This is a genomic window from Amycolatopsis sp. PSD-21, assembly GCF_055561455.1.
Window position 1 is genome coordinate 4,503,073 of record NZ_CM145712.1, and the last position, 24,510, is coordinate 4,527,582.

The window sequence follows — 24,510 nt, forward strand, 5'->3', positions numbered from 1 at the left end:
AGCCCAAGTACATGAAGGCCCCCTTCCTTGCGCCAGACGCAGGGAAGGGGGCCTTCATGTACTTAAAGCACGCGCGCCCAGGAGCGCTCCCCGGCTATTGTGACAGCGCTGTTGTATTTTGGGCGCGGTCTGGGAGGACGAGAACGTGACACGGTTGTATCCGGAAATCGAACCGTACGACCACGGGATGCTCGACGTCGGCGACGGGCACCTCGTGTACTGGGAGGTCTGCGGGAACCCCGACGGCAAGCCCGCCGTCACGCTGCACGGCGGCCCGGGGACCGGGTGCAGCACCGGCCTGCGCCGGTACTTCGACCCGGCCAAGTACCGGGTCGTGCTCTTCGACCAGCGTGGCTGCGGCCGGAGCACGCCGCACGCGGGCGAGCCCGAGGCCGACCTCTCCGCCAACACCACCGACCACCTGCTCGCCGACATGGAGCTGCTTCGCGAGCATCTGGACATCGGGAAATGGCTGCTCTTCGGCGGATCGTGGGGTTCGGTGCTCGCGCTGGTCTACGCCCAGCGACATCCGGACCGGGTCTCGGAGATGGTCCTGATGGGCTTGGCCACCGGCCGCCGGAGCGAGACCGACCTGCTCACCCGCGGTCTCGGCGGTGTCTTCCCCGAAGCGTGGGCGAAGTTCCGCGACGGCGTTCCCGAGGAGGATCGCGACGGCGATCTGGCGGCGGCCTACCTGAAGCTGCTGATGGACCCGGACCCGGCGGTGCACGAGAAGGCCGCCGCGGATTGGTGCGCCTGGGAGGACGCGATCGTCCCGACTTCCCCGCCCTACAAGAGTTTCGAGACGCCGGAGTTCCGGCTCGCCTTCGCCAGGCTGGTGACCCACTACTGGAGCCACGGATCCTTTTTGGACGACGGCGTGGTCCTGCGGGAGGCCGGGAAGCTGGCCCACATCCCGGCCGTGCTCGCCGAAGGAAGCCTCGACCTGGGCAACCTCATCGGTACCCCGTGGGAACTGGCCCACGCGTGGCCCGGCAGCGAACTGGTGATCATCGACGAGGTCGGCCACAGCACCCAGGACGAGCCGATGCGCGAAGTCCTCATCGGCGCGACGGACCGCTTCGCCTCCTGAGCGACGGATCGCGCGTGAAGGCCCCCTTCCCGCGACTGAGCCGAGGGAAGGGGGCCTTCACGCGCATGACGTCAGGGGATGACCAGCGCGGGGGCGGTCTCGGGAGTGGAGGCGTCCGAACGGGTGGTTTCGGCGAGCCGCAGGCCGGTGGTGCGCGGGGGGATCCGGTCGAGATTCCACGAGCTCAGCAGCAGTGCCACCTTCGCCCGCATCTCGGTCCGCAGGCGCAGGAACGAATCGGCCGGATCGGCGCCGACCTCGCCGAGCAGGAGCCACCAGGCCCAGGCTGCCGCGCCCGCGTTCGCGACGAAGTCCGGGATCACCGGGATGCCGCGAGCGGCCAGTCCAGCTTCGGCGTCGGGAGTGGTCGCCGCGTTGGCGGCTTCGATGACGACCTTCGCCTTGACCGCGCCTTGGTTCCCGGCGCGCAGCGCGTAGGAGATCGCCGCCGGGACGAGGATGTCGGCGTCCGTCGCCACGATCTCGTCGCGAGGAAGCAGCCGGACGTCGGCGGGAAGGCGGCTACGGTCGATCTCGCCATAAGCGTCCCGCAGCTCCAGCAGCGCCGGGATGTCGAGGCCTTCGGGCCGGTACAGCGTCCCGGCCGCGTCGGCGACCGCGACCACCTTCATCCCGGCTTCGTGCAGGTACCAGGCCGCCCCGCCGCCCATGGTGCCGATGCCCTGGACGGCGACCGTGGTGTTCTCGGCGGCCCATTCCCAAGCGTCCGCGACACCGAGGCAGGCCTGCGCGACGCCGTAACCGCCGATCACGTCACCGAGCAGGAGCCCGCCGGGGACCGGGGTGCTCAACCCGGCCTGCACGCGGCGAAGGGTGTGCGCCGGATCGGCCGAACGGCGGATCGCCGCGTGGTACGACTGCTCGAGCCCGAGCTTCGCGAACACCTCGTCGATCAGGTGCTGGGGCACGCCGAGATCCTCGGCGGTCACCCAGTGGCCGTCGATCCACGGCCGCAGGAACGCGCAGAACCGTTCCAGCACACCGAAAGCGCGCTCGTCCTTCGGATCGAAGTCGATGCCGCCCTTGGCTCCGCCGACCGGCAGGCCGAAGGTCGCGGTCTTGTTCGCCATCCCCCTCGCCAGGTCCTCGACCTCCGACATCGTGCAGCCCGCGCGCATCCGGGTCCCGCCGGTCGCGATACCGGAGACCAGGCTGTGCACTACGAGGTAGCCGGTGGCACCGGTGACGGGGTCGGTCCAGATGAGCCTCATCAGCGGTTCGGCGTTCCTCGCGGCCATGCGGCCACCTCCTTCGGGATACGGGGTCGTCCTGCGCCACTTCCGAGGGTGCGCCCTGCCCGCCACGGGCGTCCATTTACCGAATCTGAACGATGTCGTGCAGAGAAACTGGTGTAACGCGCCATCCGGCGTCCGTGACCGCGCCCGATTACGTTGGGGTCATGGAGCTTTCGTTGCACCGCCTGAGGATGCTCCGCGAGCTGAGCCGTCGTGGCACCGTCACGGCGGCCGCCGCTTCGCTGCATTACACCGCTTCGGCGGTGTCGCAGCAGCTGGCGCAGCTGGAGCGGGACGTGGGCGCGAAGCTGTTCGAACGCTTCGGCAGGCGTGTTCAGCTGACCGAACTGGGGCTGTTGCTCACCGAGCACGCCGAGGAGATCCTGGGGTCCGTCGAGCGGGCGACGCTGGCCTTGGAAGAGGCCCAGGAGACCGTTTCGGTACGGCTCATGGCCGGGGTGTGGGCGTCGGTCGCTTCGGGGCTGCTTCCGCACGCGCTGACCGCGCTGGCGGGCGCGCATCCGGGCATCCAGGTCCGGACCCGCGAGCTGGCGCCGGAGGACACCGCCGACGCCGTCCGGGACGGCGAACTGGACCTGTCGTTCGTGATCGACTACTCCGACGCGCCGATGCCGTGGGACGCCGGTCTGGAACGCGCGGTGATCGCGGTCGAGCGGCTGCACGCAGCGGTGCCCGCCGGCGCCGTCCCCGCGGGGAGCGCGTCGCTGCTCGAACTGGCCGAGCACCCGTGGATCCTCGCCAGCCCGAAGAGCCACTTCGGCCGCGCGGTGCGCACGGCGTGTCTTCGCCACGGGTTCGAGCCGAAGATCAACCACGAGGTCGAGGAGCAGTCGACGGCCATGGCGATGGTCCGGGCGGGGCTCGGGGTGACCCTCGTTTCGGATCTCGGGCTCGGCCTCCGGCCGCCGGGGATCGACGTCGTCGCGTTGACCACACCGTTGCTCCGGACGGTTTCGATCGCCTACCGGACGACCTCGTCGCGGCGACCGGCGCTGCAGCTGGTGATCGAGGCGGTCCGCGACGCGGCAGCCGCGCTGGGACTCGGCACGGAGCCCGCTTTGCCCGGAATCGCCCGGTCCTAAGAGGTGGTCGGGGGATCCTGCCCCGCAAGAACCGGCCTGAATTTGTCGGACCCCGCGTGTAGCGTCCGAAGTCAAGGTATCTCAGTTATCGGACAACCGACTGGACGGCGGAAAGATGACTACTGTTCATGATTTCCCCGAGAAGTCCGGGAGCGCGTCGAACGCGACGGCGAAGGTCCTCTCGGACCGCGCCGAGGGCGAGGCGTATGTGGCTTCCGTGTGCTTCAAGCACGGCCCACCGAGACTCCTCGGCGTAGAGCTGGAATTCACCGTGCACTACGCCGACGAGCCCGCCCGGCCTCTCGACCCCGACGATCTCGCCTCCGCGCTCGGCCCGCACACCCCGCGGACGTTGCGCCCCGACAGCCCCGCCCTCCCGCTTCCGGCAGGCTCGCCGCTGAGCCTCGAGCCCGGATGTCAGGTGGAGATCTCCGCCCGGCCACAGACCACGCTGCGCCAGCTGGACGCCGTCGTCTCGGCCGATCTGGCCCACCTCGAAAACCTTCTCGCCGCCCGAGGCCTGTACCTGGGTGATTCCGGGATAGACAGGTATCGCGCCCCCGCCCGCAAACTGGGCACACCGCGCTACGCGGCGATGGAACGCCGCTTCGCCCCCATGGGAGCCGGGGGCGCGACCATGATGTGCAGTACCGCCGGCCTTCAGGTCTGTGTGGACACCGGCGAGGCCGGCGACCTGGCCGACCGCTGGGCCGCCGTCCACGCGCTCGGCCCGCCGTTGCTGGCCACCTTCGCCAACTCCCGGGTCCACGCCGGACGCGACACCGGCCACGCGTCCGCGCGCTGGCTGGCCGTGATGGAGACGGAAAAGGTCCGCACCCGGTCGGCGGAACCGACCCGGGATCCGGCGGGTGCATGGGCGCGCCGGATCCTGGACACCCCGCTGATGGTGCTCCCCGGTGGCGACGGCCGCTGGGACGCGCCCGATTCCCTGACCTTCGCCGACTGGATCGCCGGACGGGGCGAGGGCGCCGGGCTCGGCAGGCCGACCGAGGAAGACCTGGCCTATCACCTGACGACCTTCTTCACCCCGGTCCGGCCACAGGGGTATCTGGAGATCCGGTACCTGGACGCCCAGCCCGCCGCCAGGTGGCTGCACCCGGTCGCCCTGCTGGCCGCACTGCTCGCGCGACCGTCCACAGTGGACAAGGTGCTCGAACTGTGCGAACCGGTCGCGGGCGGTTGGGAGCGGGCGGCCCGGCGCGGCCTGGCCGACCCGGCGATCGCCACCGTCGCGAGCAAGGTGGTGGACCTCGGCTGTGCCGAACTCGGCACCACCGGTCTGCCGCCGGAGACCATCACGGAGATCAGCGAGGGCGTGCAGTCCCTCTTGCGCGGTTCGAGGAGCCACCAGTCATGAGCGTGGAAAGCACCGAGACCAACCCGCTTCGCGCGCTGAGCCCGCAAGACCTGCGGGCGCACGCGGCCGAGGCGCTCACCAGGGCCCGCGAGCGCAGCGTCGCGCTGACGGACGTGGACGACGAAGACCTGGTCCGCCAGCATTCGAAACTGATGTCGCCGCTGGTCTGGGACCTCGCGCACATCGGCAGCCAGGAAGAGCTCTGGCTGGTGCGCGACGTGGGCGGCCGTGAGGCGCTCCGGCCCGACATCGACGACATCTACGACGCGTTCCAGCACGCCCGCGCGGATCGGCCGGCGCTCCCGCTGCTGGGCCCGGAGGAGGCGCGCAAGTACGTCCGCGAGGTCAGGGAGAAATCCTTCGACATCCTGGAAACCGTTCCGCTGCAAGGCAGGCGGCTCACCGAGGACGCCTTCGCCTTCGGCATGATCACCCAGCACGAGCAGCAGCACGACGAGACGATGCTGGCCACCCACCAGCTCCGCAAGGGCGATCCGGTGTTGCACGCGCCCGCGCCGCCGCCGTCGCGGTCCGGGCCACTGCCGTCGGAGGTGTTCATCCCCGGCGGCGTCTTCACCATGGGCACCTCCGCCGAGCCGTGGGCGCTGGACAACGAGCGACCGGCGCACGAGGTCGCGGTGGAGGCGTTCTTCATCGACGCCACACCGGTCACCTGTGGGGCGTACGCCGAGTTCCTCGACTCCGGGGGCTACGAAGACCCGAAGTGGTGGAGCGAACGTGGCTGGGCGTACCGGAGCGAGCACGGCATCCAGGCGCCGCGCTTCTGGAAACGCGAGCAGGACGGCTGGTGGCGGACGCGGTTCGGCGTCTACGAGAAGGTGCCCGCCGCGGAACCCGTCGTCCACGTCTCCTTCCACGAGGCCGAGGCGTACGCCGCCTGGGCGGGGCGTCGCCTGCCGACCGAGCCGGAATGGGAGAAGGCCGCCCGGTTCGACCCGGCGACCGGCCGGTCGCGCCGGTTCCCTTGGGGCGACGAGGAACCCACTCCCGACCACGCGAATCTCGGGCAGCGGCATCTGCGGCCCGCGGAGGTCGGCGCGTACCCGGCGGGTGTCTCACCGCTGGGCGTGCACCAGCTGATCGGCGACGTCTGGGAGTGGACCAGCAGCGGCTTCGAGGCGTACCCGGGATTCGCCGCGTTCCCGTACAAGGAGTACTCCGAGGTGTTCTTCGGCGGGGACTACCGGATTCTGCGAGGTGGCTCTTTCGGCACGGACGCCGCGGCCATCCGCGGCACGTTCCGCAACTGGGATCACCCGATCCGGCGGCAGATCTTCTCCGGATTCCGCTGCGCCAGGGACGCCCGTCCGAGCGAGGTGGCCTGAGGGGCATGTGCCGTCACCTCGCGTATCTCGGCGAGCCGCGTTCGCCCGCCGAGATGCTCTTTCACGCCCCTCATTCGCTGCTCGTGCAGTCCTACGCCCCGCGTGACATGCGGGGCGGCGGTTCGGTCAACGCCGACGGGTACGGCCTCGGCTGGTACGCCGACGGCACGGAACCGCTGCGCCTGCGTAGGTCCGCTCCCTTGTGGACGGACGGGGATCTGCCGGCGCTGGCCGGATCGGTGCGGTCGCACGCCTTCCTGGCGGCGGTCCGGAACGGTACGACGGCGATGCCCGTGGTCGAGGCGGCGAACGCGCCGTTCACCGGCGGCGGTTACCTCTTCAGCCACAACGGGCTGGTGCGGGGCTGGCCGGAGTCGATGGCCGAGCTCGCCGCGAAACTGCCGATCACCCGCCTGCTGACGTTGGAGGCGACCACGGATTCGGTACTGCTGTGGGCGTTGCTGCGTGAGCGGCTCGAAGCGGGCGAAGACCCGCTCGCGGCGGTCACGTGGCTCACTGGAGTGGTCGAGGAGGCGGGGCCGGGTTCGCGGCTCAATCTCCTGCTGACCGACGGCCGGACGCTGGTCGGTACCGCGTGGACGCATTCCCTGTCCTATCGGGACACCGGAGGCGGTGTGCTCGTCGCGTCGGAACCCTGCGACGACGATCCCGGCTGGACCCCCGTCCCTGACCGCCACGCCGTCCGGGTCACCGGCGCGGGCGTGGAAATCCTTCCCCTCGAAGCCGATCGGAGCCCTGAGGCACGATGACCGAAGTCGACCTCGACGTACACCACAGCGAATCGGATATCACCGAGCAGCTGCGCGCGGACGTCCGCGCCGGCCTGGAGGCGGACCAGAAGTGGTTGCCGCCCAAATGGTTCTACGACGCGCGCGGCAGCGAACTGTTCGAGAAGATCACCGCCCTCCCCGAGTACTACCCGACCAGGAGCGAGCGGGAGGTCCTCGCCGCGCGCGGTGGCGAGATAGCGGCAAGCTCGGACGCGCACACCCTCGTCGAACTCGGTTCCGGATCGAGCGAGAAGACGAGGCTGCTGCTCGACGCGCTCACGAGCCACGGCACGTTGAAGGAATTCGTTCCGCTCGACGTCTCGGAAACCGCGCTCGCCGAAGCCGCGGAAGCCATCACGGCCGACTACCCGTCCCTCGAAGTCCGTGGCGTGGTCGGCGACTTCACCCGGCATCTCGACCTGTTGCCGGGTGACCGCCCGCGGCTGGTGGTCTTCCTGGGCGGCACGATCGGCAATTTCCTCCCCGCCGACCGCGCCACCTTCCTGCGCTCGGTCCGTGAGGTGCTCGACGAGGGGGAGTGGTTCCTGCTCGGGACAGACCTGGTGAAGGACCGGGAAACCCTGGAACGCGCGTATGACGACGCGGCCGGGGTCACCGCCGAGTTCAACCGCAACATGCTCCGCGTGATCAACAACGGTCTCGGCGCGAACTTCGACCCGGCCGCCTTCGACCACGTCTCGTATTGGGACGAGGAGAACGAATGGATCGAAATGCGCCTACGCGCCCGCGAACCGCTGACCGTCGACATCCCGGGCGCCGACCTGCAGGTGAAGTTCGCCGAGGGCGAGTACGTGCGTACCGAGATCTCCGCGAAGTTCCGGCGGGAGGGAATCGCCGCGGAACTGGCCGCCGCCGGTTTCTCGGTGGAGAAATGGTGGACGGACTCGGAATCGCGGTTCGGGGTGAGCCTGGCAAGATCTGTCCGTGGCTAACCCTCTCACGTCGCTCGCCCGCGTCCTCGGCACCAAACCGTGGCTGATGGGGCTCGCGGGCGGGATCATCTGGGTGGACAAAAGACTCCACCGGTTGTTCAAGGGGAAGGTGAGCCTGGTCGCGCTGGCCGGGCTCCCTTCCCTGCGCCTGACTACGACCGGCCGCAAGAGCGGGCTGCCCCGCAGTACCAATCTCCTGTACTTCCCGCACGGTGAGGACTTCGTGCTCGTCGGCTCCAATTGGGGGAGGCCGAACGATCCCGCGTGGACACACAACCTGCGGTCGAATCCCGGCGCGGTCGTCGCGCTGGCGGGCAAGGAGATCCCGGTCAGGGCCAGGGAACTGCGCGGAGACGAGTACGAAGCGATGTGGAAGCTGCTGCTGGAGTTCTGGCCCGGTTACTCCATGGAGGAGCAAGCCGCTCGCCGTGTGTTACCGATTTTCGAGTTGAAGACAACCACTCGATAGGTTCGTACCATCCTTTCGGCCGGTGACTGGGTTACCGGCTTGTGCGAGGCTCGCTTGGTGTTACGCGCCGTGACGTCGACGGCGCGCCGAGCGACGTGGTCCGTCACGTCGCCAGCCGAGGGAGGAGTCGTTTTGCCGAGATCCACAAGGAGGCCGGTGCGCGGTTTCGCACTGGTAGGGGCACTCGTGGCCGGCGCCGCGCTGACCGGGGCGTCCGGGATGGCGGTGGCCGCCCCGGAGGCCGGGCCGCCCGCCGCCCAGGTCGGCGCGACGGCGCCGGTGAACTGGGGTACCTGCACGGCGGACCAGATCCGCGGTGTTCCCGCCGACCAGGCCAAGTTCTACAGCTGCGCGCGGTATCGCGTGCCGATCGACCACGACAACGCGGCGCTCGGCACCATCGACATCGCGATGCTGAAGCGGGCGGCGAAGACGCCCGACAAGAAGGTCGGCTCGCTGTTCCTCAACCCGGGCGGTCCCGGCGGTTCCGGGTTCCGGATGCCGATCGGCGCGGCGAACTACTTCCAGCCGCAGGTGCTCGACCGGTTCGACCTGATCGGGTTCGACCCGCGCGGGGTCGGGGCCAGCAACCCGCTCAAATGCTTCACCACGCAGGAAGACGCGGACGACGTCTTCTCCGCGCAGATCCCCGTGCCGCTGACCCGGCAGGAGATCTCCGGGACCCTGGCCTCGTACCGCGACTACGGCCAGTTCTGCAAGAACAACGCGGGCGCGCTGCTGAACCACATGTCCACCAAGGACGTCGTGCGCGACCTCGACAAGATGCGGGCGGCCGTCGGCGACCAGAAGCTGACCTTCGTCGGCTTCTCGTACGGGACCCTGATCGGGTCGACGTACACGTCGATGTTCCCGAAGCAGAGCCGGGCGATCGTCGTCGACGGCAACGTCGACCCGGCGCTGCGCACCAGCGACGGCGTGCAGTACGACCGCGAGCGCGCTCGCGGCTTCGAGATCGCGCTGGACGGCTTCCTGCGCAAGTGCGCGCAGGTCGGGCCGAAGTGCTCGTTCAGCGCCGGTACGCCGCGGGAGAAGTTCGACGAGATCCGCGGCTACCTGCGCCAGCAGCCGATCAAGCTGCCGGACGGGAGCAGCTACGACATCAACGCGTTCACCAGCACGGTGGCCGGGGTGCTGTACTCGCCGACGTCGTTCCCGCCGCTGGCCGACGACCTGCAGGCGCTGTACAACATCGTCCACCCGCCCGCGGCGCAGGCGCAGACGGCCCAGGCCGTCGAGCTGAAGGTGCTGCGGTCGGGGGCGAACGGGCGCGCGGACGCGAACCCGGACAGCCCCTACACCGGCGACGACTCCTACTTCGCCGTGAACTGCTCGGACAAGAAGATCACGATCAAGCAGGAGAAGGTGCCGGAGATCGCCGCGAAGTGGGAGAAGGAATCGCCCACTTTCGGTCGCTACCAGGCGTTCGCGGACATCGCGGGCTGCCCGGTGTGGCCGGCGAAGAAGCCGGACGTCTACCGCGGCCCGTGGCAGGCCAAGACCGACACCCCGGTGCTGGTCATCGGCAACTACTACGACCCGGCGACCCAGTACCTGTTCTCGAAGCGGATGGCCGACCAGCTGGGCAACGCCCGCCTGCTCTCGGTCGACGCCTTCGGGCACTGCATCCTCGGCGACTCCCTCGGGGTGGACAAGGTGACGGCCGACTACCTGATCGACCTGAAGGTGCCCGCCAACGGCCAGGTCTTCCAGCCGAACGTCCAGCCGTTCGAAACCGCCTGATCCAGGGCTGATGAACACGAAGGCCACCGCCCGCGGCGGTGGCCTTCGTGGCGTTCGGGACCGGTCCCGAACCCCCGGCCCTAGTGTTCCGGACGGGGAGGGCCGGATCGGCCGGACGAACTGCTCGTCCAGGAGATCCGGGTGGGTAACCAGGGCACCGGCTTCGGCTTGGTCGCGGCCGCCGGTGCGCCTGGCTCACCCATCGCCCGGCCAGGCTGAGGCATGCTGGACGGATGGACCCCGTCCGTATCGCTCGCGAAGTGGTCGAGACTCGTTTCCCCGCCGCGAGGGCCGCGATCCTGGGCGGAAGCGCGATAACCGGAAGGCGCACCGCGAGTTCGGATCTCGACGTCGTCGTGTTCCTCGACGGGCCGCCCGCGCCGTACCGCGAAACGACCGAACTGGACGGCGTGCCGGTCGAACTGTTCTGCCATACCGCCGAGTCGTACGAGGACTTCGCCGATCGGGAGACAGCGGACCGCCGCTCGCCTTTGCTGCACATGTGCGGGGAAGGTGTCGTTCTCCTCGACCGCGACGGCTTCGGACAGCGGGCGTGGGCGGACGCCCGGGCGCGCCTGCGAGCCGGGCCTCCGCCGTTGTCCGCGGCCGACCTGGAGGACCGCCGTTACCTGCTCACCGATCTCCTGGACGATCTCGACGGGGCCGGTGATCCCGATGAGCTGGTCTTCATCGCCGATCGGCTGATGACCGCGGTGGCCGAGCTGGTCCTCCTGGCAGGTGGCCGGTGGCGATCCCACGGCAAGTGGCTCCTGCGACGGCTCAGAGAGGCCGAACCGGAGATCTGCCGGGAACTCCTGCTCGGCTACCGCCAGGTCGTGTGCGCGGGGGAACCGGCTCCACTGGGGCGTGTCGCCGCCGCTGTCCTCGACGGTGTGGGAGGCCGTCTTCTGGTGGGCTACCGGCGAGGCGCTCCCGCCGGGTTCAGACGTTGACGCTCGCGTAGGCGTCAAGACCGTAGTTCGCCGCGTACGCGTTCTCGACCCCGACCAGAAGGTCGACGACCTCGAAGTACCGATCCCAGAATGGCGTCTCGCGCAGCGCCTCGATGAGCAGCTGGTACGAGTGATGGTCGTCGGCCTCCCACACCCACACGTCGGTCACTCGCGCGGAGTAGAACTCCGTGTCGAAGAACCGGGACCGGACACCCTTCACCCTGCTCTCGATCACCGGGAGGATTTCGGTCTTTAAGGCCGTCACGCGCTGTTCGACGGTGAGGCCGAGCCATTCCGGCATGGTCTTCACCAGCATGAAAGCGGTCACTTCGGACATGGTGTTTCCTTTCGGTCAGGCTTCGGTCCGCTACTTGGCTTCGCGGGAAAGTCGTGCTTGGAGGACGACGAGCGCCCCGAGGACGAGCACGCTGACGCCGATCACCCGCAGCGCCGTGCTCGCGGCGGTGACGAACGCGGAGATCACTTCGGGGGATCGGCCGGGTACGGCCGCCAGCGCCTGCGCGACGGTGTGCGGATCATGGCCCGCGCGGATGTCGGACGGCAGCGCGGTGACGAACCGTCCGGTGAGGACGGTGCCGATGACCGCGACCCCGAGCGCGCTGCCGAATTCGCGGGTGGTGGCTTGCAGACCGGCGCCGACACCGGCCTGCGACGGCGGCAGCGAACCGGAGATCGCGGCGGACAGGGTCGGAAGGGCCAGCGTGACACCGACACCGGTCACCACCAGCCAGGCCGCGTAGACCGGATACGGCGTCGAAGCGTCGCTTGTGGACAGTCCGACCAGGCCGCCGCCACAGAAGGCGAACGCCATGGCGATGACAGCGTCGACTCCGAAGCGCTGGACGAGCTTGCCCACGTGCCGCGCGCCGAGGACGACCGGGACGGTCAGCGGGATGATCCCGAGCCCGGTCAGCAGTACACCGAAACCCTTGCCGTACTGGAGGAAGGACGCGTTGACGTAGAACAGCGCGAACATCCCGAAGAAGATCGCGGTCATGCCGAGACAGGCGCTGCGCAACGCGGGCACGCGGAACAGCCGGGGATCGAGCAGCGGGTGCTCGGCCTTCAGCTCAACGAACGTCCACAGCGCGAAAAGCACGACCGCACCGGCGAATCCGGCCAGGACTATTGGGCTGCCCCAACCCGCTTCAGGCCCCTCGACGATGCCCAGCAGCAACGCGACCGACGCGCCGACGAGCAGGACGGCGCCGAGCGGATTGAGCGGGCGGTCGTGCCTCGGGGACACCGGTGCGATCCGGGCGACGAGCACGACGAGCGTCAGCGAGACCGGGACGGCGGCCGCGAACAGCCAGCGCCACGATCCGCCCGCCAGTACCGCGCCGCCGCCGACATTGCCCACCACGCCACCGATGCCCGTCATCGACGCCCAGGTCGCGATGGTGACGCCCTTGCGTTCGGCGGGGACGGCGTGCAGCAGGACGGCGAGCGTGTTGGGCAGCACCGCGGCGGCCCCGATCCCCGTGATCGCCCGGCCCGCCAGCAGGAAGGGCACGCTCGGCGCGAGCGCCGAGAGCAGCGCGCCGAGCGCGAACAGTGCCAGACCGGCGAGCAGGACGCCCTTGCGGCCGAAGCGGTCGCCCGCCGCTCCGCCGGGGATCACGAGACAGGCGAAGAAGACGACGTAGGTGTCGACGATCCAGATCAGTGCCGACGCGGACGGATGGAGGTCGCTCGCGGCCAGCATCGGGACGGCGAGGTTGATCGCGGCGACCATGCCGACCATGAGCACGACACAGGCGCACATGACGGCCAGCAGGCCGCGCCGGTCCGTCGCGGCTTCGGGAATGTCGCGGACTTGAAGTCGGAGTGGCATGTCCACGACGCTATGGGCCAGCGCGTTGTTCGTGCCACGCAACTTCGGTAATGCAGAGTTGCGTACGATGCAACCATGGCCGACCAGCTGGACCTCAACCTTTTGCGCGTGTTCGACGCGTTGCTGCGAGAGGGCAGCGTGACGGCGGCGGCCGAACGGCTGCATCTGTCGATCCCGGCGGCCAGCCGGGCGCTCGGCCGGTTGCGGCGGGCCATGGGCGACCCGATCCTGGTGCGCGCCGGCCGCGGGATGGTGCCGACGCCGTTCGCGCTCCGGACGGCCCCACGGGTGCGGTCCCTGCTCGACGAGGCGTCGGCCCTGATCAGCGCCGACCGCGAGCTGGCGATCGGCGACCTCGAACGCACCTTCACCATCCGCATCAACGACGGTGTCGCCGCGACCTTGGTGACGGCCGCCGCCGAGGCGACCGCCGCGGTCGCGCCGGGTGTCGTGCTGCGTTTCGTCGCCGAAGGCAGCGAAAGCGCCGAGGCACTGCGAGACGGCTCAGTGGATCTCGACATCGGCGCGGGCGACGTCACCGCGCCTGACATCCGCTCGACGCTGCTGTACCACGAACGAGTGGTCGCGATCGTCAGGGCGGACGGGCCGCTCGGCGGCGTGCGCCGGCCGACGCTGGCCCAGCTCTGCCGGTATCCGCACGTGTCCGCTTCACGGCGCGGCCGGGGCAGGGGACCGCTCGACGACGTTCTCGAGGCGGCCGGTCTCCAGCGCCGGGTCACGGCGGTCGTCCCCACCTCCGCCGTCGCCGCGTTCCTGGTCGCGTCGAGCGACTACGTCGGCCTCGCGCCCCAGCGGCTCGCCGAGCAGTACGGGCGGTCGCTCGGCATCCGCTGGTTCCCGATTCCCGCGGAGCTCCCGTCCATCGAGGTCTGCCAGCTCTGGCACGCGCGGCTCGACGCCGACCCGGCCCAGCGCTGGCTACGTGACACGATCCACGCCGCGCTCGGGGCGTCCGGTGGTAAAGTCCCGAAGGTTGATCAACACCGATCGAGTACGAAAGCGAGGTGAGCGGCACATGCCGGAAGACAGTCCTGGACCGGCCGGAAGTGGTCGCCGTTCACCCGTGTGCGCGGTGCGCTGACCTGCTCCGGCCTCCTTTCCCTGTCTGGCTTTGTGTACGCACGCCAGAAAAGAGCCGGAATCATGAACACCTTCGAAATGCTGCTCAGGGTCGGCACGGGCGTCGGCCTCGGCGCTGTCATCGGCATCGAGCGCCAGTACCGCGCCCGGATGGCCGGACTCCGCACCAACGCCCTCGTCGCCGTCGGCGCGACGCTCTTCGTCCTGCTTTCCGCCCACGGTTTCGGCGGGCTGAACACCAGCGGTGACGCCGATCCGACGCGCGTCGCCGCCCAGATCGTCTCCGGTATCGGTTTCCTCGGCGCCGGGGTGATCCTGCGGGACGGCCTGAACGTGCGCGGGCTCAACACCGCCGCCACGCTGTGGTGCTCGGCGGCCGTCGGATCCCTTGCGGGAGCGGGCCTTTACGGCGTCGCGCTCGCCGGGACCGTGGTGATCGTCGGGGTCAACGTGCTGTTGCGCCCGCTCGGCCGGGTCGTCGACCGCCGCCCGGAGCACCGGGAAGAAGACCTCGTGAGTGGTGAGGACGGTTAGCGCGAAGGGCTCCTTCCCAAGTACATGAAGGCCCCCTTTACTGCGCTAGGCGCAATGAAGGGGTCCTTCATGGCATGGTGGCGTGCTCGAAGCGTCGCCACCTTCGTCTTATGGGGCGGGGGAACCCGCCGTGTCCCGGCCCCTGCAGTCGGGCGGTTTCGCGTGACTGCAGGGACGACACGCGTGATCAGACGGACGACACGCGTGTCCAGGCGGACGACTCGTGGCGGACGCGACGCCACTCACGAGGAGGCCAGGAAATCCAGCAGTATCCGGGAGAACTCGGCGGGTTTCTCCAGATTGATCATATGCGCGACCCCGGGGACGACCAGTTTCCGGGCGTCGCGTGCTTCGCTTTCGATCTGGTCGGCGATGGCGGCGATATCCGTGGAATCCAGGTCTCCCACCAGGGTCAGCGTGCGCGGGGCCAGCTCGCCGGTACGTTCGATGGCGCGTAGCTCGTCCATTTGCGTGAAGCCGGACAGTCCGTGCCGGACGACCGTCTGCGTGTACATCGCCCGGCACAGGCTCCGGACTCGCTGATCGACGTCCGCGGGCGCGCGCTTCGGCCCGTCCACCCACATACGTAGGATGCACTCGATGGCGGCGGGAAGATCACCCCGCGCGCCCGCCTCTTCGAGCTTCTTGGTCTGTTCCAGGACGAAAGGATCCTTCGGCACCATCGCGCTGAGGCCGGTTGCGACGAGCACGAAGTTCTCGACCAGATCCGGGTAGGTCAGCGCGAAGTCGACCGCGATTCGCCCACCGCCGGACAGCCCGACCAGCGAAGCGCGGGGGAGGCCCAGCGCGGCCATCAGCTCGCGGAGATCCTCGTAGTGCTTGAATCGCGCTGAGGGCGTCGAGGAATCGCCGTGCCCGCGCGCGTCGTACCGGATGGCGGTGTGGTGACGTTCGAGCGCCGTCATTTCCGCGTCCCACATCCGGGAGTCGAGCATCCCGCCGTGCAGCAGGATCACCGGATCGCCGTTGCCCCGGACCTCGTACGCCAATTCGCCGTTTTCGACCTGAACTCTCCCCGTGGTCATACCGCACGGTACCGAAGAACGCGAAAGGCCCCTTTCCCCAAAGTGCGGGGAAAGGGGCCTTCGTGTGCCGTGCTTACGCCTTGGTCATCTTCCGCAGGACGTACTGCAGGATGCCGCCGTTGCGGTAGTAGTCCGCCTCACCCGGGGTGTCGATGCGGACGTCCGCGTCGAACTCCACCTTGGTGCCGTCGGTCTTCGTCGCGGTGACGTGGACCGTGCGCGGGGTCTCGCCGTCGTTCAGCTTCGTGATACCCGAGATGTCGAACGTCTCGGTGCCGTCGAGGCCGAGCGACGAGGCCGACTCGCCCGCCGGGAACTGCAGCGGGATGACACCCATGCCGATCAGGTTCGACCGGTGGATGCGCTCGAACGACTCGGTGATCACCGCGCGCACACCCAGCAGGCGCGTGCCCTTGGCCGCCCAGTCACGGGACGAACCGGAGCCGTACTCCTTGCCGCCCAGGACGACCAGCGGGATGTCCTGCGCCGCGTAGTTCTGCGCCGCGTCGTAGATGAACGCCTGCGGGGCGTCGTCCTGGGTGAAGTCGCGGGTGTAGCCGCCCTGCACGTCGTCCAGCAGCTGGTTGCGCAGCCGGATGTTCGCGAAGGTGCCGCGGATCATGACCTCGTGGTTACCGCGACGCGAGCCGTAGGAGTTGAAGTCCTTCTTCTCCACGCCGTGCTCGGTCAGGTACTGCGCGGCCGGGGTGCCCGGCTTGATCGCGCCGGCGGGGGAGATGTGGTCGGTGGTGACCGAGTCGCCCAGCTTCGCCAGCACGCGCGCGCCGGAGATGTCGGTGACCGGGGCGGGCTCCGCCTGCATGCCCTCGAAGTACGGGGGCTTCCGGACGTAGGTGGACTCCGCGTCCCAGTCGAAGGTCTTGCCTTCGGGGGTGGGCAGCGACTTCCACCGCTCGCCACCGTCGAAGACGTCGGCGTAGTCCTTGGTGAACATCTCCTGCGTGATCGCGTAGTCGATGGTCTCCTGGATCTCCTTGGCCGACGGCCAGATGTCCTTCAGGAAGACGTCGTTGCCTTCGGAGTCCTGGCCGAGCGGCTGGGTCTCGAAGTCGAAGTCCATCGTGCCGGCGAGCGCGTACGCGATGACCAGCGGCGGCGACGCGAGGTAGTTCATCTTCACGTCGGGGTTGATGCGGCCTTCGAAGTTCCGGTTGCCCGAGAGCACCGAAACCGCGGTGAGGTCGTTCTCCTGGATCGCCGCGGAGATCTCGTCCGAGAGCGGGCCGGAGTTGCCGATACAGGTGGTGCAGCCGTAGCCGACCAGGTGGTAGCCCAGCTTCTCCAGGTACGGCCAGAGACCGGCCTTGTCGTAGTAGTCGGTGACGACCTGCGAACCCGGCGCCATCGAGGTCTTGACCCACGGCTTGACCGCGAGGCCCTTGTCGACGGCGTTCCGGGCGAGCAGCGCCGCGCCGAGCATGACCGACGGGTTGGAGGTGTTGGTGCAGGAGGTGATCGAGGCGATCACCACGGCGCCGTGGTCGAGGATGAACTCGCCGCGGTCGGAGGTGCTGACCTTGACCGGGTTGGTCGGGCGGCCGGTGTGGCCGTTCGCCGCCGACTGGATGTCGACCGCGCCCTCGTCCTTGAACGAGAGGGCGGCCGGGTCGCTGGCCGGGAAGGACTCCTCGACGGCCTCGTCCACGTTGGTGTGCGGGACCTCTTCGCCGCCGACGTAGTCGTGGATCGACTTGCGGAACGAGTTCTTCGCGTCGGTGAGCTCGATGCGGTCCTGCGGGCGCTTCGGGCCGGCGATCGACGGGACGACCGTCGACAGGTCCAGCTCGATGTACTCGGAGTACTCCGGCTCGTGCGACGGGTCGTGCCAGAGGCCCTGCTCCTTGGCGTAGGCCTCGACGAGCGCGACCTGCTCCTCGGAGCGGCCGGTGAGCTTGAGGTAGCGGACGGTCTCCTCGTCGATCGGGAAGATCGCCGCGGTGGAGCCGAACTCCGGGCTCATGTTGCCGATGGTGGCGCGGTTGGCCAGCGGCACCGCGCCGACGCTCTCGCCGTAGAACTCGACGAACTTGCTGACCACACCGTGCTTGCGCAGCATCTCGGTGATGGTGAGCACGACGTCGGTGGCGGTCACGCCGGTCGGGATCTCGCCGGTGAGCTTGAAGCCCACGACGCGCGGGATGAGCATGGAGACCGGCTGGCCCAGCATGGCGGCCTCGGCCTCGATGCCGCCGACGCCCCAGCCCAGCACGCCGAGGCCGTTGACCATGGTGGTGTGCGAGTCGGTGCCGACGCAGGAGTCGGGGTACGCCTGGCCGTTGCGGGCCATCACCGTGCGCGCGAGGTGCTCGATGTTGACCTGGTGCACGATGCCGGTGCCCGGCGGGACGACCTTGAACTCGTCGAAGGCGCCCTGGCCCCAGCGCAGGAACTGGTAGCGCTCGCGGTTGCGCTCGTACTCGATCTCGACGTTGCGCTCGAAGGCGTCGGCGCGGCCGAAGACGTCGATGATGACGGAGTGGTCGATGACCAGCTCGGCGGGGGCGAGCGGGTTGACCTTGTCGGGGTCGCCGCCGAGGTCGGTGACGGCCTCGCGCATGGTGGCGAGGTCGACGACGCAGGGGACACCGGTGAAGTCCTGCATGATCACGCGGGCGGGCGTGAACTGGATCTCGATCGACGGGTCGGCCTTGGCGTCCCAGTTGCCGAGCGCGCGGATGTGGTCGGCGGTGATGTTCGCGCCGTCCTCGGTGCGCAGCAGGTTCTCGAGCAGGATCTTCAGGCTGTAGGGAAGGCGCTGGGAGCCCTCGACCTTGTTCAGGCGGAACACCTCGTACGAGGCGTCGCCCACCTTCAGCGTGTCTTTGGCGCCGAAGCTGTCCTTGCTGGCGGGTGCGGTCACTTCTAACTCCAGTGGCGGGTCAGTTCGGTGAGTTCTCCAGGCCGTTCGGGTCGGCCGGGAGCGAGTCTTGCGCAACCCCACCGTAGGTCCGGACGCGGGATGGCACACCTCGTTCGTCTCCTCAAACAGTACGCCCGTCCTTTTTGACTGGCAAGCCGACACGCGGGTCACGAAGGTCTCATCGACCTGCGGCCGTTCGAGTGACGAAGCGTTCGTCTGTTCGTCCCCCGTTGAGGGGAAATGGTGCCTACGGTGTGTAAGTTCCTGGTGGTGCTTCTGGTAATGCTGTGACGGCAGTGGCACAGTGAGGTCGTTGTTCAAGATCGGGAGGTGGGTGGATCGTGCGTGGTGAAGCCGGGTCTGGGGCCGGTGCCCGCCGTGGCATGACCATCGGCGCGCTCGCCATCGCCCTGTTGCTGGGGGTGACGGGCACGGCCGTCGCGGTTCCGCCGCCTCCGCCGAACCCCAGCGATTCCGAAATCAACTCCAGCAAGGCCGAGGCCAACGCCAAGGCGGGTGACGTCGGCAGGCTCACGAACCAGCTTGCCCAGGCCGAGTCGAAGCTTGCCCAGCTCAACGACGACGTCCAGCTGAAGATGGAAGAGGCCAACAAGGCGAGGGTCGACGCGGAGACCGCGCAGGACGAAGCCGCGCAGGCCGATCGCGACGCGAAGGCCGCGCGCACCGAATCCGACGCCGCGCAGGCCGCCATCGACAAGGCCCGCGCCGACCTCGACCGGTTCGCCGCCGCCAGCTTCCAGCAGGGCAGCAAGATCGGCTCGGTTTCGGCCTATCTGACGGCCAACAGTCCGAAGGAACTGCTCGGCCGCGCCCAGATGCTCGACGCGGTGGGTGGCAGCAGGCTCAACGCGCTCGACACGATGAAGCGCGCGCAGACGGACAAGTCCAACAAGGACGCGACCGCGCGCAAGAAGCTGGAGATCGCGCAGGAGCGCAAGCGCGCGGCCGACGCGGCCAAGCACGAGGCCGACAACGCGCAGAGCGCCGCGCAGCACGCGCAGGACACCCAGGCCGCGCAGAACGAGAAGCTCGAAGCCGACCGCGCGAGCGTCGAGAAGCAGCTCTTCGAAGCACAGCAGAAGGTCAGCGGCCTGCAGGGGCAGCGCCAGCGTTACGAAGACTGGAAGGCGCAGAAGGCTCGCGAGGACGAGGAACGCGCCCGTCAGGCCGCTCTCGCCGCGTCGAGGCCCAGCCCCAGCCAGGGCGGCGGTGGCCGTCCGACCGGCAGGCCCGTCCAGTCCGCCCCCGCCGGGGCGAGCGTCGAAGCCGTCGTCCGGCGGGCTTTGTCGCAACTCGGCGTGGTGTACGCCTGGGGCGGTGGCAACACGTCCGGGCCGACGCGCGGTATCCGCGACGGTGGCACGGCGGACCGTTACGGCGACTACAACAAGATCGGCTTCGACTGCTCGGGCCTGATGATCTACGCGTTCGCCGGGGTGAAGTCGCTCCCGCACTACAGCGGCTACCAGTACAACGCCGGGCGGAAGGTGCCGCTGTCGCAGATGCGCCGCGGCGACATGCTCTTCTGGGGCGGCAGCGCGCGGGGTATCCACCACGTCGCGATGTACCTCGGGAACGGGCAGATGGTCGAGGCGCCGCAGTCCGGTCTGCGGGTCCGCATCGCGCCGGTGCGCTACGGCGGCATCATGCCGTACGCGACCCGCTTGATCGGCTGAGCGTGCCCTACGCGGGGATCGTGCTGGCCGGCGGCGCCGCGCGTCGCCTGTCCGGTGTGGACAAACCCGCGCTCCCCGTCGGCGGGAAGCCGTTGCTTGCCAGGGCTTTGGCCGCGCTCGCGGACGCCGATCCGGTGATCGTCGTCGGCCCGGAACGGCCGGGATTCGGCGACGTCGTCTGGACCCGGGAGTCTTCGCCGGGAACGGGGCCGGTGGCCGCGCTGGCCGCCGGGCTCGCGTTGGTGCGCACGGAGCTCGTCGTGGTGCTGGCCGGTGATCTCGCGGGCGTGCGGAAGTCCACTGTGGAGAGGTTGCTGGCCGGCCTCGGGTCCGCCGCGGGCGCGGTGCTGGTCGATGCCTCGGGGGAGCGGCAATGGCTGCTCGGCGCCTGGCGTGCGGAGGCACTGCGCGACGCCCTGCCGGAGACGGTGGAGAACGCGTCGCTGCGGCGGACGCTGGGCGGGCTGGAGATCGTCGAGGTACCCGGGGAACCGGGCGAAAGCGACGACATCGACACGCCCGAGGATCTGGACCGGCTCTCCTGAGAGCTTCACAGCCGTCATACCGCTGATCGGGTTGGCTACCGTCACGAACGGCTGTGTCACCGACCACTACGGTCACATCCGGACGCATGTACGCAAGCGGGGAACACAGGAGGCACAGTGACCGAGCCCGGCTACGCCGACGGCGCGCAGCAGCAGCCCGGAACGCCGGCGCGGGACGCCCAGTTGCTTGAGCGGACCGTGTTCGAGGTCAAGCGGATCATCGTCGGCCAGGACAGGCTGGTCGAGCGGATGCTGGTCGGCCTGCTGGCCAGGGGGCACCTCCTGCTCGAAGGCGTTCCCGGTGTCGCGAAGACGCTCGCCGTCGAGACCTTCGCGCGCGTGGTCGGCGGTTCGTTCTCGCGGGTGCAGTTCACCCCGGACCTCGTCCCCGCCGACATCCTCGGCACCCGGATCTACCGCCAGGGCGCGGAGCGGTTCGACGTCGAACTCGGCCCGGTGGTGGCGAACTTCGTGCTCGCCGACGAGATCAACCGCGCGCCGGCGAAGGTGCAGTCGGCGATGCTCGAGGTGATGGCCGAGCGGCACGTGTCGATCGGCGGCCAGACCTTCCCGATGCCCGACCCGTTCCTCGTGCTCGCCACGCAGAACCCGATCGAGAACGAGGGTGTGTACCCGCTGCCCGAGGCGCAGCGTGACCGCTTCCTCTTCAAGATCGTCGTCGAATACCCGACGGCCGAGGAGGAGCGGGAGATCATCTACCGGATGGGCGTCACCCCGCCCACCCCGCAAGAGGTGCTGACCCCGGCCGAACTGGTCCGGCTGCAGAACGTCGCTTCGCAGGTCTTCGTGCACCACGCGCTGGTCGACTACGTCGTCCGCCTCGTGCTCACCACCCGCACGCCGAACGACCACGGCCTCGCCGACGTCGCGGGCTGGGTGTCCTACGGTGCCTCGCCGCGCGCCAGCCTCGGCATCATCGCGGCGGCCCGTGCGCTGGCACTGGTTCGCGGCCGGGATTACGTGCTGCCGCAGGACGTCGTCGACGTCGTTCCCGACGTGCTGCGGCACCGGCTCGTGCTGTCCTACGACGCGCTCGCCGACGGCGTGCCCATCGACCACATCATCACGCGGGTGCTGCAGACCGTGCCGTTGCCGCAGGTCTCGGCCCGTCCGCAGGGCGGCGCCGGACAGGGCGGCCCGGTCCCGGCCGGCGCACCGGTCAGGTAGGGAAGCGTGAAGAACGAGAAGGGCGAACGTCCTTCCTGGGCTCCGCCGGTACTCCGCGGGGAGCGGATGGAGGCGGGCCTGCGCACGCTCGAACTCGACGTGCGCCGCCGTCTCGACGGCCTGCTGCAGGGTAACCATCTCGGCCTGGTGCCGGGGCCCGGTTCGGAACCGGGGGAGGCCCGGCCTTACCAGCCCGGCGACGACGTCCGCCGGATGGACTGGGCGGTGACCGCCCGGACGACGAGCCCGCATATCCGGGAGACCGTCGCCGACCGTGAACTGGAGACGTGGCTGGTGGCGGACGTGTCCGCGAGCCTCGACTTCGGCACCGCGCTGTGCGAGAAGCGCGACCTGGTCGTCTGCGCGACGGCCGCGGTCGCCCACCTCACCGGCGGTGGAGGCAACCGGATCGGCGCGCTCGTCACCAACGGGGCGGGCAGCATCACGCGGATCCCGGCGCGCGGCGGGCTCCCGCACGCGCGGGGACTGGTCCGCAAGATCGCCGAGACCCCGCGTGCCGAAGAAGGTGTCCGCGGGGATCTCGCCGCGGCGCTGGAGAAGCTGCGGCGCCCGCCCCGTCGTCGCGGGCTCGCCGTCGTGATCTCCGACTTCCTCGGCGACACCGAATGGCAGCGGCCGCTGCGCGCGCTCGGCGGGCACCACGACCTCATCGCCATCGAAGTCCTCGACCCGCGCGACATCGACCTGCCCGACGTGGGCACCGTCGTGCTGGCCGACCCGGAGACAGGGAAACAGCGCGAAGTGCACGCTTCGGCCTTGCTGCGCAAGGAATTCGGCGCCGCGGCGCATGCTCACCGGCAGGAGGTCGCGGCCGCGCTGCGCCGCGCCGGTGCCGCGCATCTGGTGCTGCGCACCGATTCGGACTGGATCGCGGACATGGTCCGGTTCGTGGTGGCCCGCAAGCGCCGCTGGTCCGGTGGTGTCGCGTGAGCCTCACCGGATTCGCCTCGCCGTGGTGGTTCCTGCTGCTGCTGGCGGTCGCCGCGGTGGCCGTGGGCTACGTGCTTTCCCAGCGCGCGCGGCGCAAGCGCACCATGCGGTTCGCCAACCTGGAGCTGCTGGAGAAGGTCGCGCCGAAGAGCCAGGGATGGGTGCGGCACGTTCCCGCCATCCTGATCGTGCTTTCGCTGCTGGTGCTCACCGTCGCGCTCGCCGGGCCGACGGCCGAGCAGAAGGTGCCCCGCAACCGGGCCACCGTGATGCTGGTGATCGACACCTCCCTGTCGATGGAGGCGACCGACGTCGCCCCGACCCGGCTGAAGGCGGCCCAGGAGTCGGCGCGTTCGTTCGCGCAGAACATGACGCCGGGGGTGAACCTCGGGCTGATCTCCTTCGCGGGGACGGCGACCGTGCTGGTCGCGCCGACCACCGACCGCGGTGGCGTGGTGAAGGCGATCGACAATCTCAAGCTGGCGCAGTCGACGGCCACCGGTGAAGGGATTTTCGCCGCGTTGCAGTCGATCGAGAGCTTCTCGGCGATCGTGGGCGGAGCCGAAGGCCCGCCTCCCGCCCGGATCGTCCTGATGAGTGACGGGAAGCAGACCGTTCCGGACGACCTGTACGCCCCGCGCGGCGGCTACACGGCGGCGCAGGCGGCGAAGCAGGCACAGGTGCCGATCTCGTCGATCGCGTTCGGGACCACGCACGGTTCGGTCGACATCGACGGCAAACCGCAGGAAGTCAAGGTCGACGTCGAGTCGCTGGAGGAGATCGCCCGGCTTTCGGGTGGCGACTTCTACAAGGCGGCCAGCGCCGAAGAGCTGAAGCGCGTGTACGACGACCTCGGTGAGCAGATCGGGTATGAGCTCAAGGACGCGGACGCGAGCCGTCCCTGGGTGATTCTCGGGACTTTGGTGCTGATGATCGGTGCCGCGGCTTCGCTGTTCCTGGGGCAGAGACTGCCTTAGCGGCCTTTCCGAGAGCGGCGGCAGCGTGTTGCGAAAGCCACTTTCGCAACCTTCAACGTTGCGAAAGTGGCTTTCGCAACGCCTGCGGTTGCGCCAGGGCGGGGAGCTACGGGGTCGCGAAGCCGTTCTGCCGCCAGGCCTCGTAGACGCTGATCGCCGCGGTGTTCGACAGGTTCAGCGACCGGCTCGACGGCAGCATCGGCAGCCGCACCCGGTCGGTCACCTGCGGGGACTCCTGGATCTCGGCGGGCAGCCCCGCCGACTCCGGCCCGAACATCAGGACGTCCCCGGGCTCGTAGGCGACGTCGGTGTGCAGCCGCGTCGCCGAAGCGCTGAACGCGTAGACCCGGGCGGGCAGCAAAGCCGCCCAAGCCGCGTCGAGATCCGCGTGCACGTGGACTCGCGCGAGGTCGTGGTAGTCGAGCCCGGCTCGCCGCAACTGCTTGTCCTCCAGCGTGAAACCGAGCGGCTCCACCAGGTGGAGCTCGCAGCCGGTGTTCGCGGTCAAGCGGATCGCGTTACCCGTGTTGGGCGGGATTTCCGGGCGGTAGAACAGGATGCGGAACACGAGGGTTGATCGTCTTTCGTTCACGGGCGCTTCGCCTGAGCGCGGCCGGGCGGCCATCAAGCCG

The 24,510-nt window shown here is 69.4% G+C and carries 22 protein-coding genes; 16 read left to right on the forward strand and 6 right to left on the reverse strand.

What is annotated here, in order from left to right; all coding sequences use genetic code 11:
• Nucleotides 1-145: 145 nt before the first annotated feature.
• Entirely contained in the window at nt 146-1,093 is a 948-nt protein-coding gene (gene pip / locus ACZ1DY_RS21195; RefSeq protein WP_465485484.1) for a prolyl aminopeptidase, read from the forward strand.
• A 71-nt stretch (nt 1,094-1,164) separates the two neighbouring features.
• Here the strand turns inward: pip and ACZ1DY_RS21200 are convergent, their stop codons facing one another.
• Nucleotides 1,165-2,352 carry a Glu/Leu/Phe/Val dehydrogenase dimerization domain-containing protein gene (locus ACZ1DY_RS21200; protein ID WP_465485485.1) on the reverse strand — a complete coding sequence of 396 codons (1,188 nt, stop codon included), beginning with the start codon at nt 2,350-2,352 and terminating at the stop codon, nt 1,165-1,167.
• A gap of 161 nt (nt 2,353-2,513) precedes the next feature.
• Between ACZ1DY_RS21200 and ACZ1DY_RS21205 the strand changes: the two genes are divergently transcribed.
• The 8 genes from ACZ1DY_RS21205 to ACZ1DY_RS21240 all read left to right on the forward strand — a co-directional run bounded on the left by ACZ1DY_RS21205 (nt 2,514) and on the right by ACZ1DY_RS21240 (nt 11,103).
• Nucleotides 2,514-3,452, forward strand: coding sequence for a LysR family transcriptional regulator (locus tag ACZ1DY_RS21205; RefSeq protein ID WP_192744463.1), 939 nt, complete (start codon nt 2,514-2,516; stop codon nt 3,450-3,452).
• 115 nt (nt 3,453-3,567) lie between these two features.
• Entirely contained in the window at nt 3,568-4,830 is a 1,263-nt protein-coding gene (locus ACZ1DY_RS21210; RefSeq protein ID WP_257487061.1) for a glutamate-cysteine ligase family protein, read from the forward strand.
• Nucleotides 4,827-6,176, forward strand: coding sequence for an ergothioneine biosynthesis protein EgtB (gene egtB, locus ACZ1DY_RS21215; protein ID WP_465485486.1), 1,350 nt, complete (start codon nt 4,827-4,829; stop codon nt 6,174-6,176). The genes ACZ1DY_RS21210 and egtB overlap by 4 nt, the downstream gene beginning before the upstream one ends.
• Before the next feature lie 5 nt (nt 6,177-6,181).
• The gene (egtC, locus tag ACZ1DY_RS21220) at nt 6,182-6,946 is read left to right on the forward strand and encodes an ergothioneine biosynthesis protein EgtC (RefSeq protein ID WP_126732053.1); all 765 of its coding nucleotides are present in this window, start codon (nt 6,182-6,184) and stop codon (nt 6,944-6,946) included.
• Entirely contained in the window at nt 6,943-7,920 is a 978-nt protein-coding gene (egtD, locus tag ACZ1DY_RS21225; protein ID WP_465485487.1) for an L-histidine N(alpha)-methyltransferase, read from the forward strand. The genes egtC and egtD overlap by 4 nt, the downstream gene beginning before the upstream one ends.
• A gap of 46 nt (nt 7,921-7,966) precedes the next feature.
• Nucleotides 7,967-8,389 carry a nitroreductase family deazaflavin-dependent oxidoreductase gene (locus ACZ1DY_RS21230; RefSeq protein WP_371878939.1) on the forward strand — a complete coding sequence of 141 codons (423 nt, stop codon included), beginning with the start codon at nt 7,967-7,969 and terminating at the stop codon, nt 8,387-8,389.
• Between the two features lie 156 nt (nt 8,390-8,545).
• Nucleotides 8,546-10,150 (forward strand): alpha/beta hydrolase, encoded by a 1,605-nt coding sequence (locus ACZ1DY_RS21235; RefSeq protein WP_465485488.1) that lies wholly within the window; start codon nt 8,546-8,548, stop codon nt 10,148-10,150.
• A 233-nt stretch (nt 10,151-10,383) separates the two neighbouring features.
• Nucleotides 10,384-11,103 (forward strand): nucleotidyltransferase domain-containing protein, encoded by a 720-nt coding sequence (locus tag ACZ1DY_RS21240; protein ID WP_465485489.1) that lies wholly within the window; start codon nt 10,384-10,386, stop codon nt 11,101-11,103.
• Here ACZ1DY_RS21240 and ACZ1DY_RS21245 read toward each other — a convergent pair.
• Together ACZ1DY_RS21245 and ACZ1DY_RS21250 are read right to left on the reverse strand one after the other, a co-directional pair.
• Nucleotides 11,093-11,440 carry a darcynin family protein gene (locus tag ACZ1DY_RS21245; RefSeq protein WP_465485490.1) on the reverse strand — a complete coding sequence of 116 codons (348 nt, stop codon included), beginning with the start codon at nt 11,438-11,440 and terminating at the stop codon, nt 11,093-11,095. The two genes, ACZ1DY_RS21240 and ACZ1DY_RS21245, sit on opposite strands and share 11 nt — an antisense overlap.
• A 30-nt stretch (nt 11,441-11,470) precedes the next feature.
• The gene (locus ACZ1DY_RS21250; protein WP_465485695.1) at nt 11,471-12,889 is read right to left on the reverse strand and encodes an MFS transporter; all 1,419 of its coding nucleotides are present in this window, start codon (nt 12,887-12,889) and stop codon (nt 11,471-11,473) included.
• Nucleotides 12,890-13,033: 144 nt separating this feature from the next.
• On the opposite strand from ACZ1DY_RS21250, the gene ACZ1DY_RS21255 reads away from it, so the two are divergent.
• Nucleotides 13,034-13,987 (forward strand): LysR family transcriptional regulator, encoded by a 954-nt coding sequence (locus ACZ1DY_RS21255; RefSeq protein ID WP_257487054.1) that lies wholly within the window; start codon nt 13,034-13,036, stop codon nt 13,985-13,987.
• A 135-nt stretch (nt 13,988-14,122) separates the two neighbouring features.
• Nucleotides 14,123-14,593, forward strand: coding sequence for an MgtC/SapB family protein (locus ACZ1DY_RS21260; protein ID WP_257487053.1), 471 nt, complete (start codon nt 14,123-14,125; stop codon nt 14,591-14,593).
• A gap of 242 nt (nt 14,594-14,835) precedes the next feature.
• Here ACZ1DY_RS21260 and ACZ1DY_RS21265 read toward each other — a convergent pair whose 3' ends face one another.
• A complete protein-coding gene (locus ACZ1DY_RS21265; protein ID WP_465485491.1) occupies nt 14,836-15,639 on the reverse strand; it encodes an alpha/beta fold hydrolase in 804 nt (267 codons plus the stop codon).
• Between the two features lie 73 nt (nt 15,640-15,712).
• The gene (locus ACZ1DY_RS21270) at nt 15,713-18,520 is read right to left on the reverse strand and encodes an aconitate hydratase (RefSeq protein ID WP_126732044.1); all 2,808 of its coding nucleotides are present in this window, start codon (nt 18,518-18,520) and stop codon (nt 15,713-15,715) included.
• A 341-nt stretch (nt 18,521-18,861) separates the two neighbouring features.
• Here ACZ1DY_RS21270 and ACZ1DY_RS21275 point away from each other — a divergent pair, with 341 nt between their 5' ends.
• The 5 genes from ACZ1DY_RS21275 (at nt 18,862) to ACZ1DY_RS21295 (ending at nt 23,878) form a co-directional block, all read left to right on the forward strand.
• A complete protein-coding gene (locus ACZ1DY_RS21275; RefSeq protein ID WP_465485492.1) occupies nt 18,862-20,217 on the forward strand; it encodes an NlpC/P60 family protein in 1,356 nt (451 codons plus the stop codon).
• 2 nt (nt 20,218-20,219) lie between these two features.
• Nucleotides 20,220-20,762, forward strand: coding sequence for a molybdenum cofactor guanylyltransferase (gene mobA, locus ACZ1DY_RS21280; RefSeq protein ID WP_465485493.1), 543 nt, complete (start codon nt 20,220-20,222; stop codon nt 20,760-20,762).
• A gap of 117 nt (nt 20,763-20,879) precedes the next feature.
• The gene (locus ACZ1DY_RS21285) at nt 20,880-21,950 is read left to right on the forward strand and encodes an AAA family ATPase (protein ID WP_034306533.1); all 1,071 of its coding nucleotides are present in this window, start codon (nt 20,880-20,882) and stop codon (nt 21,948-21,950) included.
• Nucleotides 21,951-22,016: 66 nt separating this feature from the next.
• Nucleotides 22,017-22,901, forward strand: coding sequence for a DUF58 domain-containing protein (locus ACZ1DY_RS21290; protein ID WP_257489986.1), 885 nt, complete (start codon nt 22,017-22,019; stop codon nt 22,899-22,901).
• Entirely contained in the window at nt 22,898-23,878 is a 981-nt protein-coding gene (locus ACZ1DY_RS21295) for a VWA domain-containing protein (RefSeq protein WP_257487049.1), read from the forward strand. The genes ACZ1DY_RS21290 and ACZ1DY_RS21295 overlap by 4 nt, the downstream gene beginning before the upstream one ends.
• A gap of 106 nt (nt 23,879-23,984) precedes the next feature.
• On the opposite strand, the gene ACZ1DY_RS21300 is transcribed toward ACZ1DY_RS21295, so the two are convergent.
• Complete coding sequence (locus ACZ1DY_RS21300; RefSeq protein ID WP_037337394.1) at nt 23,985-24,446, reverse strand: tRNA (cytidine(34)-2'-O)-methyltransferase; 462 nt, start codon at nt 24,444-24,446, stop codon at nt 23,985-23,987.
• Between the last annotated feature and the right edge of the window lie 64 nt (nt 24,447-24,510).

Bases quoted from the DNA above. Each gene is read 5' to 3' on its own strand.
- ACZ1DY_RS21200 (WP_465485485.1), bottom strand. From the start codon at position 2,352: ATGGCCGCGAGGAACGCCGAACCGCTGATGAGGCTCATCTGGACCGAC.
- ACZ1DY_RS21205 (WP_192744463.1), top strand. From the start codon at position 2,514: ATGGAGCTTTCGTTGCACCGCCTGAGGATGCTCCGCGAGCTGAGCCGT.
- ACZ1DY_RS21210 (WP_257487061.1), top strand. From the start codon at position 3,568: ATGACTACTGTTCATGATTTCCCCGAGAAGTCCGGGAGCGCGTCGAAC.
- egtB (WP_465485486.1), top strand. From the start codon at position 4,827: ATGAGCGTGGAAAGCACCGAGACCAACCCGCTTCGCGCGCTGAGCCCG.
- egtC (WP_126732053.1), top strand. From the start codon at position 6,182: ATGTGCCGTCACCTCGCGTATCTCGGCGAGCCGCGTTCGCCCGCCGAG.
- egtD (WP_465485487.1), top strand. From the start codon at position 6,943: ATGACCGAAGTCGACCTCGACGTACACCACAGCGAATCGGATATCACC.
- ACZ1DY_RS21230 (WP_371878939.1), top strand. From the start codon at position 7,967: ATGGGGCTCGCGGGCGGGATCATCTGGGTGGACAAAAGACTCCACCGG.
- ACZ1DY_RS21240 (WP_465485489.1), top strand. From the start codon at position 10,384: ATGGACCCCGTCCGTATCGCTCGCGAAGTGGTCGAGACTCGTTTCCCC.
- ACZ1DY_RS21245 (WP_465485490.1), bottom strand. From the start codon at position 11,440: ATGTCCGAAGTGACCGCTTTCATGCTGGTGAAGACCATGCCGGAATGG.
- ACZ1DY_RS21250 (WP_465485695.1), bottom strand. From the start codon at position 12,889: ATGTGCGCCTGTGTCGTGCTCATGGTCGGCATGGTCGCCGCGATCAAC.
- ACZ1DY_RS21255 (WP_257487054.1), top strand. From the start codon at position 13,034: ATGGCCGACCAGCTGGACCTCAACCTTTTGCGCGTGTTCGACGCGTTG.
- ACZ1DY_RS21260 (WP_257487053.1), top strand. From the start codon at position 14,123: ATGAACACCTTCGAAATGCTGCTCAGGGTCGGCACGGGCGTCGGCCTC.
- ACZ1DY_RS21265 (WP_465485491.1), bottom strand. From the start codon at position 15,639: ATGACCACGGGGAGAGTTCAGGTCGAAAACGGCGAATTGGCGTACGAG.
- ACZ1DY_RS21290 (WP_257489986.1), top strand. From the start codon at position 22,017: ATGGAGGCGGGCCTGCGCACGCTCGAACTCGACGTGCGCCGCCGTCTC.